We start from the raw sequence: 18,804 nt of genomic DNA on the forward strand, positions 1-18,804 counted from the left end.
AAGGAGTTTTACATGGCAATTCCAGTCTATCTGTGGCTGAAAGACGACGGCGGTGCAGACATCAAGGGTTCTGTTGATGTGCAAAGCCGTGAAGGCAGCATTGAGATCGTGGCTCAGGATCATAACCTGTACATCCCAACCGATAACAATACTGGCAAGCTGACAGGCACCCGTATCCATACCCCGTTCATTTTCACCAAAGAAATCGATGCGTCTACCCCTTATCTGTACAAGGCAGTGACCACCGGTCAAACGCTGAAAACCGCCGAGTTCAAATGGTACCGCATTGATGACGCTGGTCAGGAAGTTGAATATTTCAACACCAAACTGGAAAACGTCAAAGTGGTTAAAGTCGCGCCGAAAATGCATGACATCAAAGATCCGGCGAAAGAGAAGCACAACCACTTGGAACTGGTGGAACTGCGCTACGAAAAAGTCACTTGGACCTTTAAAGACGGCAACATCATTCATTCCGATTCATGGAACGAACGCGCCACCGCATAGTTACCCGTCATTCTTCGCGCCGCAGGTGCGTTGGCGACGTTCGCTCACCCTGATCACATAGTTATCTATGCTCTCAGGGGCTCGTTCACTTGCCGTCTGCCTGCAACACGAATTATTTAGGGTAACCCGCATCAGCAGGCGGTTCGCCGTCTGCTTTTTGTGTTTTTAGCTGAGTATCGGCTTATCGGTATTGCGTTAAACACACTGACAATTTATCAGATGACCTTATGGGCCTTGGTTTATGGCTATGGGCGGTAGCGTGCCTGACGCCAGCTTCATCCGGCTAACGTATTAGGTTTCGCATACAAGGAAGAGAATTTATGACCACGCATTCAGCACACTTATTACGCCGATTAAATCCTTATTGCGCTCAGGCACTGGCCGGTGCTGCAACCCTGTGCCAGACCCGCGCTCATGCCGAGATCACTATCGAGCACTGGTTGTTGAAATTGCTGGAACAAGGTGAAGGTGACATCACCGTTATTGCTCGTCGTTATGAGTGGGACATGGACAGCCTGTGGCAGGGATTATTGGCCCATCTAGAAACTTTACCGCGCACGGTACAGGGTAAACCTCAGCTCTCAGCTGCACTACAGCAACTGATCAAAAGTGCCTGGTTGGATGCCTCGTTGCAGGAAAACGTAGATGCAGTGCGTTCCTCCCATCTCCTGTCAGCCCTGATAAAAAAACCGTCATTACTGGTTGCCGATGCGGCTTGGCCATTGCTGAGTTTGAGCATGGCGCAACTTATTCGCTTGTTACCGCTGCTGGATAGCCAATCGGATGAGCGCCCTGAACTTCAGCAAACTGCGGCACTGGCAGACACGCCGGTTAATCTGACGGATGAAGCTCCGACTACCACCTCCGCCAGTGGTCAGGCTCAATTAAACGATGCTCTGCAAGCGGCGCTGGATAAATTCACGCTAGACGTGACCGCCAAAGCGAAAGCGGGGCAGATTGACCCAATTTTTGGCCGTGACACAGAAATCCGCCAAATGGTTGATATCTTGTCGCGTCGCCGTAAAAACAACCCGATTTTGGTCGGTGAACCGGGCGTCGGTAAAACCGCGCTGGTGGAAGGTCTGGCACTGCGTATTGCGGATGGCAACGTGCCTGATAGCCTGAAAACCGTCAGTCTGCGCACCCTTGACCTTGGTCTGTTGCAAGCCGGTGCGGGTGTCAAAGGCGAGTTCGAACAGCGCCTAAAAAATGTTATCGAAGCGGTACAACAATCGCCGACGCCAGTGCTGCTATTTATCGACGAAGCCCACACCATTATCGGTGCCGGTAATCAGGCCGGTGGCGCAGATGCCGCTAACCTGTTGAAGCCTGCACTGGCTCGTGGCGAACTGCGCACTATCGCGGCCACCACCTGGTCGGAATATAAACAGTACTTTGAGCGCGATGCTGCACTGGAGCGCCGCTTCCAGCGGGTTTTAGTGGACGAGCCGGATGATGCCAAAGCCAGTTTGATGCTGCGAGGCTTAAAAGGCCGTTATGCCGAGCACCACGGCGTGCATATCCTTGATTCCGCCATTACGGCTGCGGTCACCCTATCGCGACGCTTCCTGACCGGCCGTCAACTGCCGGATAAAGCTGTTGATCTGCTCGATACTGCCGGTGCTCGAGTACGTATGAGCATTGATACGTTGCCCGCTGCGCTGATGGAGATTAACGCTGAACTGGCTGCGCTAGAGATGGAACAACAGGCTATTGAACAGGATGTGCTCTTGCTGCCGAACGTCGGTTCAACACGCTTGCATGAGATTGAACAGCGCCGTGCTGAGCTGGTGGTTGAGCAACAGCAGCTTGAGCAGCAATATCAGGAAGAGAAACGACTGACTTCACTTATCGTTGAAGCGCGCCACGATATTGCTAACGTGGCGGATCTAGTCACGTTGCAGAAAGAATTAAGCCAGATTCAGGGTAACGCGCCGCTGCTGTCGCTGGATGTTGATGTCCGCACGGTGGCGACAGTTATCGCCGACTGGACGGGCGTCCCGCTGAGTAGCCTGCTGAAAGATGAACAGACCGATTTATTACAGCTAGAAAGTCACCTCGCGACACGTGTCGTTGGTCAGGATGTTGCGCTGGTTGAGATGGCGCAACGTTTACGTGCTGCTAAAACCGGCCTCACGCCGGAAAATGGCCCATTAGGTGTATTTCTGCTCGTCGGCCCCAGTGGTGTCGGGAAAACCGAGACGGCGCTAGCACTGGCCGATACGCTATTTGGCGGCGAGAAATCGCTGGTCACCATCAACATGTCTGAATATCAGGAAGCGCACACCGTCTCTCAGCTTAAAGGCTCACCTCCAGGCTATGTCGGTTACGGTCAGGGCGGCATCCTAACTGAAGCGGTGCGCAAACGTCCGTACAGCGTGGTATTGCTCGATGAGGTAGAGAAAGCGCACACCGATGTCATCAATCTGTTCTATCAGGTGTTTGACCGCGGCTTTATGCGCGACGGTGAAGGGCGCGAAATTGATTTTCGTAACACCGTGATCCTAATGACCGCCAATCTGGGCAGTGATCATCTGATGCAGCTACTGGATGAACAACCGGAAGCAACTTATAGCGATCTGCATGAGCTGCTGCGCCCGATCCTGCGTGATCATTTCCAGCCCGCGCTGTTGGCCCGCTTCCAGACCCTGATTTACCGCCCGCTAGACGCCACTGCGTTGCGTACCATCGTCGAAATGAAACTGGCACAGGTCGCTAAACGTCTGAACAAACATTATGGCCTGCATTGCACGATTGAAGAAAGTCTGTACGACACGCTGGTCGCCGCCTGCTTGCTACCAGATACCGGCGCGCGCAACATCGACAGTTTGCTGAATCAGCAGATCTTGCCGGTATTGAGCCAACAACTGCTGAGCCGATTGTCTGAACAACAGCGCACCTCGTCGCTGACATTGGGCTGGGATGAAGAAGAAGGGATTGTGCTGGAGTTTGGTGATGAGGGCGCGAAAGATGAGTAGTTCGATATTGAGTGGCGTAGCCAGTCAGTTAAAGCAAGCTCAGGGGCAGTCCCGTTACCATGTGGATGTACATGACTGTCCGCACTTCTTGGACGTGCTAAGTTTTCATGCCGAAGAGTCTTTCAGCCGCCCATGGCAATATAACGTCTCACTCACTTGCAGTGAATCTGATATTGCCTGCGACACGTTGCTGCTTAAACCCGGCTCTTTTACTTTCCAAGCTCCTGTATTTCAGGGGGGGGCAGCGGGGCCAGTGCGCACCGTCTATGGTGTGGTGCAATCTTTTCGCCGCCTCTCTACCTCGGCAGATGAAACTTGCTATTCACTGACGCTAGTACCTCGAATTGCACTGTTGAAGCACACGAAAAACAATGAAATTTACCTTAACCAATCCGTGACTGAAGTCGTGGAACAGGTTCTGCGTAAACACGGTTTTGAAGGCCCAGACTTTGAGTTCCGTCTGTCACAGGAATATCCCGCGCGCGAACTCATTACTCAATGGCGTGAAAGTGACCTGGAGTTTGTGCAACGCCTACTAGCAGAAGTCGGCATTTACTGGCGTTTTGAAATGGACAATCGTGTTGAACAGGACGTCGTGATATTTCAGGATTCTCAGGAGCAATACCAATTCGGTGTCCGTCTTCCGCTACGAAATCCCGCAGGTATGAGCGACAGTGGGCAGGAAAGTCTTTGGGATATCCAAACCACCTACAACGTGGTGAGCGAGAGCGTCGCGACTCGTGACTATAACTATCGTGAGGCGCTCATCCCGCAGGACAGCGCTGAAAGTATTAGTAGTTCAGAAGGCATTACAACAGGTGAAGTCTACCATTATGCGGAACCGTTCCTGTCAGAAGGTGATACGCAGAGCACAGAAACGGGGGCGTTTTATGCTCGATTGCGCCATGAACGTATCCTTAATGGCCAGTTGACTGTTAGTGGTCGTTCAACCAGCCCACTATTATCCCCCGGTCAGGTATTGGAGACGGATGGCGCACTACCGGATGGCTTAAAAGACGGTATTGTCGTGACGACAGTACGTAGCCAGGGTTCACGTAAAAGCAGCTTCCGGTTGGAGTTTGACGGTATTCCATACAGTGAAACAGTTTGTTATCGCCCCGCACTACTTAACCGCCCGATCATTTCTGGTTCACTTCCTGCCAGAGTAGAAAGCACCGAGAAAGGCGACACCTATGCTTGGCTCGATAGTCAGGGTCGTTATCGCGTGAAGCTAGATTTCGATCGCAATAGTACAGAGCAGGGATATGCCTATTTATGGTTACGTATGGCGAAACCTTATGCTGGTGACACGTACGGTTGGCATGCTCCATTGCTTGATGGAACAGAAGTGTCAGTGGTGTTCGACAGCGGCGATCCGGACAGACCTTATATCGCCTACGCACAGCACGATTCTGAATATCCTGACCATGTCACCAGTGATAACCACACACGTAATATTTGGCGAACCCCAGCGAATAACAAACTCAGGATGGAGGATCTTCGTCAGCAGGAACACATTAAACTTGCAACGGAGTTTGGTAAGAGCCAACTGAACATGGGGCATCTGGTCAATGCGCAACGTGAAAAGCGTGGTAGTGGGTTTGAACTGCGCACTGACGAATTTGGTGCCGTCCGTGCAGCCAAAGGTCTTTTCCTGACCGCTGATGACCAGTTGAAAGCTCAAGGTGAAGTACTGGAAATGGCGCCGGCCGTTAACCTGATTAACCAAGCTAATAGCGAAATGCAGGCACTGAATTCGGCTGCTGAACAGGCAGGTGCACTTGTTGCGGATATTCAGACTCAACTCAACTTGGTCAAAGATCGCCTATCAGGTTTGCAGTCAGCCGTTGTCCTGGCGAGTGCGCCGCTGGGGATTGCTGTCACTTCCGGTGAGCATCTACAACTGGCTAGCACGCGTAATACCATGATAAATGCAGGACAGCACCTCGATATTGGCGCAATGAAAAACCTCTCTGTTTCCGTCGAAAAGGCGCTGGGATTGTTTGTACATAAAGAGGGGGCGAAATTGGTGGCCAATCAGGGTGATGTGGAGATTCAGGCGCAGCACAACACCCTGGCACTCTTCGCCAAGCAGCAGGTTACGATTACCAGCAGTGAGGATGAAATCATCATCACAACCCCCAAAACGCTGACGCTAAACGGTGGTGGTTCGTATCTGAAACTGAGACAGAGCGGGATAGAGCACGGTTCGGCAGGGGATTATATTGTGAAGGCAGCGAATTATCTGGTGCCGGGTTCTGGTAGCAGCCTGCCTTTGGAAACCCCAGATTTTAAGCAAACGGAAGTCACGGTCACTACTAAAAATTCCGCCAAATGGGCCTGCGATTAACAGGGAAGGTCATCTATGTCAGCAAAACTACCCCAATTTAGTTATCCCGTTCCCTCGAATATGAATGGTCATGCATTTTCCACCGCGGAGGATTTGTTGTCGAAACTGGACGGGGAAAGTTCAGGGCAATACCTGGTGGGAAGTCAGGGCATGTGGCACGGAGGTATCCACATTACAGATGCGACCATCCCTTGGTGTGCTCTGAGCACCAACAGTGATGCTGAACAACAGTATCGCCGTGAACCCTATATAGGAGAGCAGTTCATTCGCTGCATGGCAGATGGTGAGATTGTTGCTTGGCGGATGTGTCAGGACTATGAGAGTACTGCGATCCCGTGGCGAGATGAAAGCCTGCACTTTTCAACATCATTTGTGTTAGTGAAACATTACATTCAGCCGGGCGATACCGATAACAGCGGGCTGACGTTTTATACGCTGTATATGAATCTGGCCCCCTTTGCTGCTTATGCAGAGCAGGGTGGGGATCGCGATAGAAAGAACGCGGGTTCTCAGCGGTATTACACCAGCGCGGAAGATGTGTTGGCCCCCAACGGTGGCAATGCTGCCGGAACACTCGCTAAAGATACGCCGTTGACCCTGGGTGACAGTATCATTACCCGCGGCAGTGATCGCCGGCAGTTCACTGAAGTCACGATAGCGGAAGAGACAAAAAATACGGCAGGCACCACGCTGAGTGTGGGGACTAAAATCTGGACGGTATCAGATAGGGGGAGCTTAAAAGCGGCTCCGTCGGTGGCGGTGCCATCCTGGTGGGCGAAATGTACACCGGCTTACGACACTCAGCCTGCAGGTAAGGTGAGTTGCACCTCCCGCACAGATTGGTCGTATTATCTGAGTCGTGAGGATGTACTGCAAACCAAGGCCATTGGCAGACTGTCAGCGGGGTTCCCGTTGAGCTACGAACCGGACAATACCGCACAGCAGGTCAGCCGGCCGGTAGCGGTTGCAGCAGGCGCCCCGCCAACGGATGCGGTGAATATCTTTAGCCTGGTCACGCTGGGTCGTGATGTGGGTAAACAGAAGAAAGGTGATCGTGTTTGGGTGGTTTCTGATGGCGACAGTTTAACACCGGTGACACCAACGGCCTCGGCAAGTGAGCCGGTATTTGGTGAAGTGGTCAACCCCCCGACGGCTATAGCCATTAAGGCGGGTGACAGTATCGGGCATATGGGTTTTTTCCAACTTCCGGAAGAGAATGGGAAACGCTCTCGCTATCAGGTGCATATTGAGTGTTTTAGCATGGATGATAAGCTTCCGACGTTTCTCACTAATCCAGAGCATGTGGGTGAGCAGCATCCTGCTTTTCTGAAGTACTCGAAGGCAGCGCCCCTGCTGACGAAGGATGCTCAGGGACAGATGGTGGACAGTACGCGCAAAACGCTGGCTTCGGGTATTGTGACATTGTCGAAAGTGCCGGTAGTGGAAGTCAATGGACAACCGGCTTATTACCAGATACACAAGGAAAATGGGTATCTGGCGGCAAACAGTGTGAAGACACTGTCGCAGTATGCGTTAGGTGAATTGGGTTTTGTGACGTTAGATAAGGCGTCGGCGAGTTTTAATCTGCTAGATGGGGTGGAGCAACCGGATAATGTTGTAAAAGGCATTCTGGAACAGATGCATAAAGCCGCGCAGGATGAAACGCGTACCAGCCATACGTTAAACGAATATAACTATCAGCGTTTGCTTGAGCGAATAGACAGTAATCATGATGGGCAGTATTCAGAGCAAGAATACTTGCAGGCAGTGCATAACACTTCTTATCGCGATCAGCGTTACCGGATAATAGCCAAGCATGGCAGTGAGTGGTATTACGGTAAGGATGACCCACTCTGGAAGACTTATCTGGACACATTGACCACAGATGCACCGCTGTGGAAAACGTATACGGAAGCGTTTATCGAGAAGATAAAGTGGATGGAAAAAGTCACAGGGCTGGGACCAAATCCATGGCATATGCACCCGGTGGTGTTTTTGAGTTCATTAAACCAGAAAAAGTCAAAATCAATTATTTTTCCTCTTAAAGTAAAACCTAAGAATGATATAAATGGAGTGTGGAAAAACTATTATTGGGCGGCAGCATTAACAGACCGCAATGCATCTCAGGCTATATTTGGTAGAAATAGAAGTAATGGAACAAGGAAGCACGCTGCACGGGATTTATATACAGAGCCATTGATAGAGGTTGTTGCTATTTGCAATGGTCAGGTTAAAAGTATATCTCATTATTATTATGGTACATGGCAAATTACCATGGAGCATGAAACGGATGACGGGAGACGTTTTTTTGTTCGATATGGTGAGGTGGATTATAATAGTATTTTAGTTAGAGTTGGTGATAATGTTCGACAGGGAGCCACTCTAGCTAAAACTGGATTAATGATTAACCCGAATACTGGACAGCATCCTAATATAATTTCTGGGCAGACTGTTTATATGCTGCATTTTGAGTATTATTCTGGTGGAGATACTACGTTCCCACCTAATAATACGTCGGATATTCCATATAGCAGAAGAGGGGACTTACATGACCCATTGGAAATTTTGCAGGAAGGATATCGAAATACATTCGAACAAGATTTAGTGACTAGAGATCGAATTGATATTGCTAATTTAAATATTTCTGAGGAAGGGAAAGCCTTCATTAAAGAATGGGAAGGTTTTCGAGCAAATGCTTATAATGACTCAAAAGGGTTCTGTACCATCGGTTATGGTCATTTAATTGAAATGCAAAGTTGTGAAAGTATTGAGTTGACTGACGAGTTTAGTAATGGAATTACAAGATTAAGAGCGGATGAGTTATTTGAAAGCAGATTGTCATCATATGTTAATGGCGTAAAAAACTCAGTTACAGTTCCATTGTATCAGCATGAGTTTGATGCATTGGTTTGTTTGCTTTTTAACATTGGAGCGAATGGCCTTAATGTAAAAACTCCAATGTTAACAAGGAAGGTAAACCTAGCTGATTATTCAGGAGCAGCGCAGGAATTCCTAGATATAACTAATGATGGTGACTCTGGCTTGGTGCTTCGAAGGGGGTCTGAGAGAAATTTATTTTTGAATAATATATATGATGCTTCTCATTAGATTATAAATTGAGGTTTTAAATATGTTACTTGGAAAGAAGTGTTTTTTATTTTTATTTTTATTTTTATTCATATGGAAAGGATATCCTAGTGAGGAGGGAATTAATGGTGTTTGGGAGTTTTATAAAGTTTCGAATATGGATGTTTATGGGGAACATGACTCTGATACCTTTCATAACCTAAACGCTATATATAAACAGGTTGAGGTGAAAGTTGATGATAGATTCCTTACGATAAGAAATCCTCTTCTTAATAGCAAAGACGTCTGTTCAATTGAGTATAGAGAAATAAAACAAACACCTATTCTTTACTTTCATTCGGATACTACGGTTTCGCTATATAGCAAGCTGTTTAGCCAAGAGGGTATCGAGTTGGAGAAAAATATAAGTGTATTGACAGCCAGTGAGCAATCTGAAGTTTGTCCATCAATTTATAATGAAATAATTAAAAATGATGATTATTTGGTTTTGATTGACCACTATTATATTGTGTTTTTTAGAAAAGCTACTGCTAATTTATTAACTCAGAAAGATAATAATGATGGATTTTTAGACTATTGCAAAAATGCTAATGTAAGTGACGTATTTGATGGTGATGATAAATATACATGTGAATTTGTTAAAATGGATATTAATAACGCATACACTAAGATAAGAGATATTTCTACTAATGCTAAGCTCATGAAGAAAACTCTGTTAATGGGAGATTTGAAATATTCTATTAAGGATGGAATGATAAGTCATCAGTGGAAAGGCCAGAATGTATTGAAAGTAATAATCTCTTATGGAAATGAAATTACCACTTATGAATTTCATGAAAAAAAATCAGGGACTTCTTTGGAAATTACTGTTGAAACTGGGTATTGAGAATAACCACATGAATGGGCCTGCGATTAACAGGGAAGGTCATCTATGCCAGCAAAGCTACCCCAATTTAGTTATCCCGTTCCCTCGAATATGAATGGTCATGCATTTTCCACCGCGGAGGATTTGTTGTCGAAACTGGACGGGGAAAGTTCAGGGCAATACCTGGTGGGAAGTCAGGGCATGTGGCACGGAGGTATCCACATTACAGATGCGACCATCCCTTGGTGTGCTCTGAGCACCAACAGTGATGCTGAACAACAGTATCGCCGTGAACCCTATAAAGGAGAGCAGTTCATTCGCTGCATGGCAGATGGTGAGATTGTTGCTTGGCGGATGTGTCAGGACTATGAGAGTACTGCGATCCCGTGGCGAGATGAAAGCCTGCACTTTTCAACATCATTTGTGTTAGTGAAACATTACATTCAGCCGGGCGATACCGATAACAGCGGACTGACGTTTTATACGCTGTATATGAATCTGGCTCCCTTTGCTGCTTATGCAGATCAGGGTGGGGATCGCGATAGAAAGAACACGGGTTCTCAGCGGTATTACACCAGCGCGGAAGATGTGTTGGCCCCCAACGGTGGCAATGCTGCCGGAACACTCGCTAAAGATACGCCGTTGACCCTGGGTGACAGTATCATTACCCGCGGCAGTGATCGCCGGCAGTTCACTGAAGTCACGATAGCGGAAGAGACAAAAAATACGGCAGGCACCACGCTGAGTGTGGGGACTAAAATCTGGACGGTATCAGATAGGGGGAGCTTAAAAGCGGCTCCGTCGGTGGCGGTGCCATCCTGGTGGGCGAAATGTACACCGGCTTACGACACTCAGCCTGCAGGTAAGGTGAGTTGCACCTCCCGCACAGATTGGTCGTATTATCTGAGTCGTGAGGATGTACTGCAAACCAAGGCCATTGGCAGACTGTCAGCGGGGTTCCCGTTGAGCTACGAACCGGACAATACCGCACAGCAGGTCAGCCGGCCGGTAGCGGTTGCAGCAGGCGCCCCGCCAACGGATGCGGTGAATATCTTTAGCCTGGTCACGCTGGGTCGTGATGTGGGTAAACAGAAGAAAGGTGATCGTGTTTGGGTGGTTTCTGATGGCGACAGTTTAACACCGGTGACACCAACGGCCTCGGCAAGTGAGCCGGTATTTGGTGAAGTGGTCAACCCCCCGACGGCTATAGCCATTAAGGCGGGTGACAGTATCGGGCATATGGGTTTTTTCCAACTTCCGGAAGAGAATGGGAAACGCTCTCGCTATCAGGTGCATATTGAGTGTTTTAGCATGGATGATAAGCTTCCGACGTTTCTCACTAATCCAGAGCATGTGGGTGAGCAGCATCCTGCTTTTCTGAAGTACTCGAAGGCAGCGCCCCTGCTGACGAAGGATGCTCAGGGACAGATGGTGGACAGTACGCGCAAAACGCTGGCTTCGGGTATTGTGACATTGTCGAAAGTGCCGGTAGTGGAAGTCAATGGACAACCGGCTTATTACCAGATACACAAGGAAAATGGGTATCTGGTGGCAAACAGTGTGAAGACACTGTCGCAGTATGCGTTAGGTGAATTGGGTTTTGTGACGTTAGATAAGGCGTCGGCGAGTTTTAATCTGCTAGATGGGGTGGAGCAACCGGATAATGTTGTAAAAGGCATTCTGGAACAGATGCATAAAGCCGCGCAGGATGAAACGCGTACCAGCCATACGTTAAACGAATATAACTATCAGCGTTTGCTTGAGCGAATAGACAGTAATCATGATGGGCAGTATTCAGAGCAAGAATACTTGCAGGCAGTGCATAACACTTCTTATCGCGATCAGCGTTACCGGATAATAGCCAAGCATGGCAGTGAGTGGTATTACGGTAAGGATGACCCACTCTGGAAGACTTATCTGGACACATTGACCACAGATGCACCGCTGTGGAAAACGTATACGGAAGCGTTTATCGAGAAGATAAAGTGGATGGAAAAAGTCACAGGGCTGGGACCAAATCCATGGCATATGCACCCAGTGGTGTTTTTGGATGCTGTAAATTTGGAACTGGAAAAACAAGTGATTTTCCCATTAATAGTGAAACCAGAAAACGATCCTGAGCACGTGTGGGCCCAATATGACTGGAGGAATATGCATCAACAGAATATGGCTGCATACGGTACTAATCGTAATGGTGGTCGCCGGAAGCATGCGGCGCGGGATTTATATACTAAACCATATGAAAAAGTGGTAGCGATCTGTGATGGAAAAGTTCTTGGTACTAGTCAATTCTATGATAGAACGAATGAGATAACGATTCTTCATACAACACCTGATGGCCGCAAATTTATTGTTAGATACGGGGAATTGGATCCACCAAGTATCGCTGTCAGAATAGGGGATGAAGTAAAACAGGGACATCATATTGGTAATACAGGCAAGCTTGTAAATTTAGCTACAGGCCAACCAACACTTACAATCGGTGGTGCCATAGTTTATATGCTACATTTTGAACTATACTCTGGCCAAATTGCTTATAACATTAATACACCTCTTACTGATAGAACATGTCCTCCATTTTTAAGACGTGGTGACTTGGCTGACCCTATCGATATCTTATCAGAGGGATATACAAATACATTTATGAGTAATACCTCTGATGGAGAACGTCTGAACATCAATACACTACATACATCTGAGAAAGGGAAGGACTTTATCAAAGGATGGGAGTCGTTAGGCCTTAATGCTTATAATGATTCAGAAGGGTATTGCACCATAGGTTTCGGACATTTAATAGAGAAGCGACGATGCGAAAATATTACATTACCATCTGAGTATCAAGGGGGAATTACTGAGAATAAAGCAAAAGAAATTTTTGAGGCTGATTTAATTAGATTTGAAAATGGTGTTAAAAGAGATGTTAACGTTGATTTATATCAGTATGAATTTGATGCTCTGGTTAGTTTGTTATTTAACTGTGGGGAGTATTTCTTTGCTGCCAATAAAGCACCTGCCTTATTAAGACTAATTAACTCTGAGGAATATGAGTTAGCTGCTCATGAATTTTTAGATATAACTAATCAGGGTGATACAGGGCTTGTGAGAAGACGGTCTGCAGAAAATAACATGTTTTTAAACAACATTTACGATTCCTCTCATTGATAATAAGGTGTTTTATAGTGATTAAGTCGCTACTGATTTTTATATTTATTTTAATTTCGTCTTTAGCAAGCGCGAAAGTGGATAGTTCTGCGCCTTTACTTCCGTTTTCGAATAATAATACAACAGTATGGAAGCGTTATGTAGTTTCTGAACGTATCGATCCGCAAGGGCAAGATGTGGCGGAATATTCAATAAATGAAGTTTTTAAAGGAAGAGAAATTGTTATTGATGATAAAAATGTAACTGTAGAAGGTGTTTGTAAATATGAGTACCACAAAGAAGAAATGACCCCTTTACAATACTGGGGTAGTCAAAAAGTCGTTGAATTATATTATGTTTTTTTGTCTGGTTACAATGTTGAACTGAATAATACATTGGAATTAATTACTCCGGTAAATCCTTCGATTGAATGTATATATCCATTTTCATTCTTTATTAAGGTTGATAGTTCATTAGTTTTTGTCCTTAAAAATAGAGCCGTTATTTATTCTCAATTGAGTGAGGGGGATAAGGTTTCTACTGCGGAGTGTGTGCATAAGGAACAAACTATAGAACAAGTTTATAAGAATGGTGATATTGTCGATTGTTACTATAAAAACATGAGTATTCTAGAATCCTATTCTAAATATAGAAATGAGTTAGCTAGTAGTGATAGAGCAAATCTTCAGGGGGAGATAGTATTTGGAAAAAACTTTTCCATGAAGTGTAATAATGATTGTATTATCACTGAATACAAGTGGAGTGGGCCAGGTAACCTTATTGTTACTCAGCAGTTTGATGGTGGTGAAAAAAAAATATATTTCAATGAAGAAGAGCAAGGCAGTCGAGTTGTGACCAAATCATTTCCAGATTGATTTTGGATCTATATTATTAGTTATATATTTCCCTGCCAGTGAGTTTTTAGTTAATGGTTATATGTCCAGAAGTAATACGTAAATAATAACAAGAATGGAAACCCTCCAATATCGGGCTACTAGTAATAATTAATCTCCGAGACAGATATGCTGAATATTATTCGCAAAGGCGATAAAACCACTCATGGTGGCACTGTATTAACCAGTTCAGAAAAAATGAAATTTGGTGGTATTGGTGTTGCCCGAAAAGGCGATGAGGTTTCCTGCCCGATCAAAGGGCATGGCCCGACCACCATTGTTGAGGGTAATCCAAATTATTTGGATAGCGGGATCCCAGTGGCGTTTCATGGGCATAAATGTGGCTGTGGTTGCACATTGATTAGCTCATTTTCGGCAGCGAAGGTGGGGTAACAATGCCTGTCTATCTGGATGCTATCCCTGAAGTGGCTCCTCAGATCCATCGGCCCGATACCCGCCGTTGGTTATATTTCCTTGGGGCCATCATGGTTATAGGGAATGCCATGACATTTGGGGTATGGACTGCAGAACGTACGGGGCCGGTATTCTGGTTTATGGCATCAGGATTACCCTTTTGCCTATGGGGCTTAATGTTTAGTATCCGCAGACTCGGCTATAAATGTGATCAGGTATGGGCTGTATCATGGGACTGTGAGCGGTTGCAATTACTCACAGAAGAAACAACGCGGGGGCAGAGATTCGCCTGGATTTTAAACTCTGGGATTATCACACAGCTTGGTACTGGGCCGGAGAAATTACTTAAAGCCATTAAATCCGCCGAGTCTCAACTCCATGTCCAAATACCTAGAGCAGGAGGTATGCCTGTTCGCCATTCCAGGTTACCGGGATTTAGTGACCATCAACAATCTCAAGATCTCGACCTTGGGATGAAGACAATCGTTAGCCAGATTAAGCCTGTACTGGCTAAAGTTCCCGTTAGCGTCCCCTGCGGGTTAATGGTCGACTGTGATATTACGGGTGTTCAGGATGCTGATGAGCAGATTCTGAACCTCCTCATGTCACAGACCGGCAGGAGGTTTCGTCTATTGCGCACTAAAGGTTTGACCGCTTTTGATCTTTGGCTGGATGAGGAATGGGAGCAACCAGCCGTTTTTGTCTCTATCAGCGCTGTGGTACGCGCAATGCCTCAGGAAGATGAAGGTGAAGCCATGACATGGGCTCTCCTACTAAACCGATATCACTCCGACTTTCCTGATGCTGTCAGGCTACATCGCCCTGAAAAAGGCAGCATTAATACACTCTCCAAAACCTTGGGTAGAGCTTTGTTATGGAGTAAAACCTCCGCAGAAATGGTGAAAGGGGCATTCACTACTGGTAACACACTGGCTGTAGGAGGGGAGTGGAGCTCAGCCTGTGAAGAAAATGGGCTGGTATTTAGCATGACTGAAGAAAGCCGCGATGTGGATCAGACGACGGGCTATACCGGCAAGGCCGCAGCTTGGATTGCTACCATCCTCGCGGCAACGCTAGCTCAACAGGGAGGATCACAGATTGTTGTCGCTGAAACTGACACAGCTGAAATCTGGGTTGTCGGTATTACACCCGGTGATAAAACAGGGATAAATCAGGATTTATTGTGAAAATAAAAACACTCATCGGGGCTATTGTTTCTGTCTTGATTTTTTTGACAGTCATCATCACCTTTTTATTTTTATCTATGCCAGAAAAAATGGCTGACTGGACAGGGATTGGTCCATTAGACCGTACCAGACTACTCACCCTCTGTCTGTCAATAGCCGTAACACTCATCTTACTGGGATGGCTCATCGAAAAAGGGTTCGAACGCGCGGGTAAGTCTGGTGTGCGGTTGTCGTTCCAAAAAAATCAGCAGTCGGTTAGTCGTGACGAAGCCAATTTCACTCTTCATTCTGAAGCAATAGCCAATAATTTCAACGCAGCCTCTCTCACGGAACACCTTCACCTGCGCTATGGCCGTTTCTGGAAAAACAAAGTCCGCATCCTACTGGTACAGGGAGATAGTGCTGACGTTGAGAAAGCGGTTCCAGGGTTAACGCGTGATAGGTGGCAGGAAGGTGACGGTATTGTTCTCGTCCATGCGGGTGATGCTCAGTTGCTGCCGGATAGCGTGTTCCTGACCTCATTGAAACAGGTGAGACCACGCCGCCCGCTAGACGGTATTGTACAAGTGTTCAATACCGATTCGCTCCCCTCGGCAATCGAACGTGATGCCTTTTTACGCAACCGCCAGAGAACCGATAAAGTGCTGGGCTGGCAGGCTCCGGTATGGTTGTGGTTGATAGATAAAGAAGACGGTTCACAGCAAGAAAGAGAACGGGCACCAATAGGCACTTTGTTCGGATTACGCACCTCGCCAGAAGAGGCGCTTTCTTCTCTTGATGAACTGGTTCCTCGGTTACGTCATGCCGGGATGGCGCAGATATTGAACGATTCCCGTCATGACTGGCTGTTGCGACTGTCTTCCCGTCTACAAGGTGAGCTAAAAGCCCGACTGACAGCCTTATTAAACGGACTGATGCAGGGGACTGCTGCTTATCGCCTTCGTGGCCTCATGATAAGCCCAGAACTTGTCGGTGCAGATATCACACCTCACGTTCGGCAGAGCAGCCCTGCTTGGCAGGCCGTGATAGAAGACAGCCAAAATGTGACCGCGAAAAAATTGACTGTCGATGGGTTGAAGTTGCTGCGGTTCTTACTCTTGGCTCTGGTTGCTTTTTGGGCTGCGGGTACGTTGTTGTCACTGAGTGTCAACCGGACACAAATATATCAGGCGCAAGAGACAGCCCGACTAGCTGGTGATATCAAACAGCCACTGCCAGAACGTCTGCGTAACCAACTCATCCTTCAACAGGCCATTGCTCGTTTACAAAACCGTGAGGCAAAAGGCGCGCCTTGGTATACCCGTTTTGGGCTAAATCAAGATAGTGACACTCTGGCTGCTCTCTGGCCACTGTATACCCGTAATAACAATGAACTCATGCGCGATGCCACGGCTGAACATCTTCATCAGCAACTGAACGCTTTTGTGCTGTTACCTCCGGCGAGCGAGGCCAGAGTACAGGGCACGCAACGTGCCTACGACCTGCTTAAAAGCTACCTGATGCTGTCTCATCCTGATAAAGCTGATGCAGTTTGGTTGTCGAAAAACACGATGCAGTCCTGGCCGAAACGAGAAGGTGTGCCTGATGGGGTTTGGCAATCGCAGGCACCGAAATTACTGGGTTTTTATGCCCAAAACCTCCCGAGACATCCGGAATGGAAAATAAAACCTGATACCGAACTGATTAGTACCGTTCGCCAAATTTTGCTTAAACAAATAGGGCAACGCAACGCAGATGCGGGGTTGTATCAAGATATGCTCAAGCGCATTGCCAGCAACTGGCCAGACTTAACACTGGCTGATATGACCGGTGATACGGATGCGTCAACATTATTCAGCACAGATGAGGTCGTACCGGGCATGTTTACCCGTCAGGCTTGGGAAGAGCAAGTCCAAGGGGCTATTGATGATGTAGTGAAAAACCGTCGCAATGAAATCGATTGGGTACTGACGGACAAAACATATCAACCGGATAGTGAGATGTCGCCGGAAGCTCTAAAAGCGCGACTGACGGATCGCTATTTTACTGACTTTGGCAATGCTTGGCTGAATATGGTTAACAGCATTCAATGGCATGCAGCGAGCTCACTCTCAGAGGCCATTGCTCAACTCAATCTGCTGGCGGATATACGCCAATCACCGTTAGTTGCTTTAATGGATACGCTTGCTTGGCAGGGGAAAACGGGCCAGAAAGGTGAGGCATTGGCGGATTCGATTGTAGATTCAGCGAAGAAACTGATGGGACGGGAAAAGAACGCTAAACAATTTATACAGCAAGCCCAAGGGCCTCGTGGTCCGCTGGACAGCGTATTTGCTCCATTATTAGGGGTTATAGAAGGCAAAGACGGTACGGGTAACAACGGTAATTTGAGTTTTCAGTCATGGCTCGCTCGCGTTACACAGGTTCGCTTAAAACTTCAACAAGTCACCAGTGCGCCAGACCCGCAGGCGATGTCACAAATGTTGGCCCAGACGGTCTTTCAGGGCAAAGCTATCGATCTGACAGATACTCGCGACTATGGCAGTTTGATGGCCGCGAGTCTTGGGCAGGAATGGGGCGGCTTTGGTCAGGCGCTATTTGTGCAGCCACTGGATCTGGCATGGCGACAAGTGCTGGCTCCAGCAGCCGGTAGCCTGAATGCCCGTTGGCAGAATTCTATTGTTGATCAGTGGAATAAAGCTTTTGCTGGTCGTTATCCATTTAAGGCGACGGGCAGTGATGCTTCGCTACCGTTGTTAGCACAGTTCCTGCGTAGCGATTCAGGGCGCATTACCGCATTCCTGAAAGCCAACCTCGCGGGGATTCTACATCAAGAAGGCAATCGTTGGGTGGTAGATCCTGCGGCTAGCCAAGGGATGACAGTCAATCCGGCCTTCCTTAATGCGATTAACCAGTTAGCGGATACTTCGGACATTGTATTTGCCCAAGGGGATGCCAGCGTGCATTTCGAACTCATGGCGCGCCCATCTAAAGATATCGCTCGAATTCAACTCACCGTTGATGAGCAGAATCTGGATTACTTTAATCAGATGGAGAGTTGGCAGAGTTTCACTTGGCCGGGAAATACCTACTATCCCGGTGTTCAACTTAGCTGGCGCGGCGTCAATACAGGCATGCGACTCTATGCTGATAACCAAGGTAATTGGGGTTTAATTCGTTTACTTGATAAGGCCCAAGTGACCCCTCTGGACAGCGGTCGAACTCAATTGGTTTGGACGACTCAAGACGGAAATCCCATCAAGTTCATCCTACGTAGCGAGCTCGGTGACGGGCCGCTGGCGCTCCTCAAACTTCAAGGGTTCCGCCTGCCTGAGTCAATTTTCAATATTGAGTCGGGGGCGGAAAGCGTTGAACAATTTATTGCACAAGCAGAATGACTGCGGTG

The 18,804-nt window shown here is 47.4% G+C and carries 10 protein-coding genes; all 10 read left to right on the forward strand.

Annotated features, from left to right (window positions below; all coding sequences use genetic code 11):
• Positions 1-12: 12 nt before the first annotated feature.
• Complete coding sequence (locus tag HUZ92_RS13170; RefSeq protein WP_050098423.1) at positions 13-504, forward strand: Hcp family type VI secretion system effector; 492 nt, start codon at positions 13-15, stop codon at positions 502-504.
• Between the two features lie 320 nt (positions 505-824).
• A complete protein-coding gene (gene tssH, locus HUZ92_RS13175) occupies positions 825-3,482 on the forward strand; it encodes a type VI secretion system ATPase TssH (protein WP_145579713.1) in 2,658 nt (885 codons plus the stop codon).
• Positions 3,475-5,832, forward strand: coding sequence for a type VI secretion system Vgr family protein (locus tag HUZ92_RS13180; protein ID WP_145579714.1), 2,358 nt, complete (start codon positions 3,475-3,477; stop codon positions 5,830-5,832). Before tssH ends, HUZ92_RS13180 begins: the two co-directional genes overlap by 8 nt.
• Positions 5,833-5,847: 15 nt before the next feature.
• Positions 5,848-8,940, forward strand: coding sequence for a glycoside hydrolase family protein (locus tag HUZ92_RS13185; protein WP_145579715.1), 3,093 nt, complete (start codon positions 5,848-5,850; stop codon positions 8,938-8,940).
• A 22-nt stretch (positions 8,941-8,962) separates the two neighbouring features.
• The gene (locus HUZ92_RS13190; RefSeq protein WP_145579716.1) at positions 8,963-9,805 is read left to right on the forward strand and encodes a hypothetical protein; all 843 of its coding nucleotides are present in this window, start codon (positions 8,963-8,965) and stop codon (positions 9,803-9,805) included.
• A 45-nt stretch (positions 9,806-9,850) separates the two neighbouring features.
• The gene (locus tag HUZ92_RS13195) at positions 9,851-12,946 is read left to right on the forward strand and encodes a glycoside hydrolase family protein (RefSeq protein WP_145579717.1); all 3,096 of its coding nucleotides are present in this window, start codon (positions 9,851-9,853) and stop codon (positions 12,944-12,946) included.
• A gap of 17 nt (positions 12,947-12,963) precedes the next feature.
• Positions 12,964-13,800 (forward strand): hypothetical protein, encoded by an 837-nt coding sequence (locus tag HUZ92_RS13200; RefSeq protein WP_145579718.1) that lies wholly within the window; start codon positions 12,964-12,966, stop codon positions 13,798-13,800.
• A gap of 147 nt (positions 13,801-13,947) precedes the next feature.
• Positions 13,948-14,211, forward strand: coding sequence for a PAAR domain-containing protein (locus HUZ92_RS13205; protein ID WP_145579719.1), 264 nt, complete (start codon positions 13,948-13,950; stop codon positions 14,209-14,211).
• A gap of 2 nt (positions 14,212-14,213) precedes the next feature.
• Positions 14,214-15,419, forward strand: coding sequence for a hypothetical protein (locus HUZ92_RS13210; RefSeq protein WP_145579720.1), 1,206 nt, complete (start codon positions 14,214-14,216; stop codon positions 15,417-15,419).
• Positions 15,416-18,796: an ImcF-related family protein gene (locus tag HUZ92_RS13215; protein WP_235896988.1), complete on the forward strand. Its 3,381-nt coding sequence runs from the start codon at positions 15,416-15,418 to the stop codon at positions 18,794-18,796. The genes HUZ92_RS13210 and HUZ92_RS13215 overlap by 4 nt, the downstream gene beginning before the upstream one ends.
• Positions 18,797-18,804 lie beyond the last annotated feature (8 nt).

The sequence above is a fragment of the Yersinia vastinensis genome (assembly GCF_902726565.1).
In the GTDB taxonomy this organism is placed as follows: domain Bacteria; phylum Pseudomonadota; class Gammaproteobacteria; order Enterobacterales; family Enterobacteriaceae; genus Yersinia; species Yersinia vastinensis.

Excerpts from the sequence above, each read along its gene's own strand:
- HUZ92_RS13190 (WP_145579716.1), top strand. The coding sequence starts at position 8,963 with ATGTTACTTGGAAAGAAGTGTTTTTTATTTTTATTTTTATTTTTATTC.
- HUZ92_RS13180 (WP_145579714.1), top strand. The coding sequence starts at position 3,475 with ATGAGTAGTTCGATATTGAGTGGCGTAGCCAGTCAGTTAAAGCAAGCT.
- HUZ92_RS13210 (WP_145579720.1), top strand. The coding sequence starts at position 14,214 with ATGCCTGTCTATCTGGATGCTATCCCTGAAGTGGCTCCTCAGATCCAT.
- HUZ92_RS13185 (WP_145579715.1), top strand. The coding sequence starts at position 5,848 with ATGTCAGCAAAACTACCCCAATTTAGTTATCCCGTTCCCTCGAATATG.
- HUZ92_RS13195 (WP_145579717.1), top strand. The coding sequence starts at position 9,851 with ATGCCAGCAAAGCTACCCCAATTTAGTTATCCCGTTCCCTCGAATATG.
- HUZ92_RS13205 (WP_145579719.1), top strand. The coding sequence starts at position 13,948 with ATGCTGAATATTATTCGCAAAGGCGATAAAACCACTCATGGTGGCACT.
- HUZ92_RS13170 (WP_050098423.1), top strand. The coding sequence starts at position 13 with ATGGCAATTCCAGTCTATCTGTGGCTGAAAGACGACGGCGGTGCAGAC.
- tssH (WP_145579713.1), top strand. The coding sequence starts at position 825 with ATGACCACGCATTCAGCACACTTATTACGCCGATTAAATCCTTATTGC.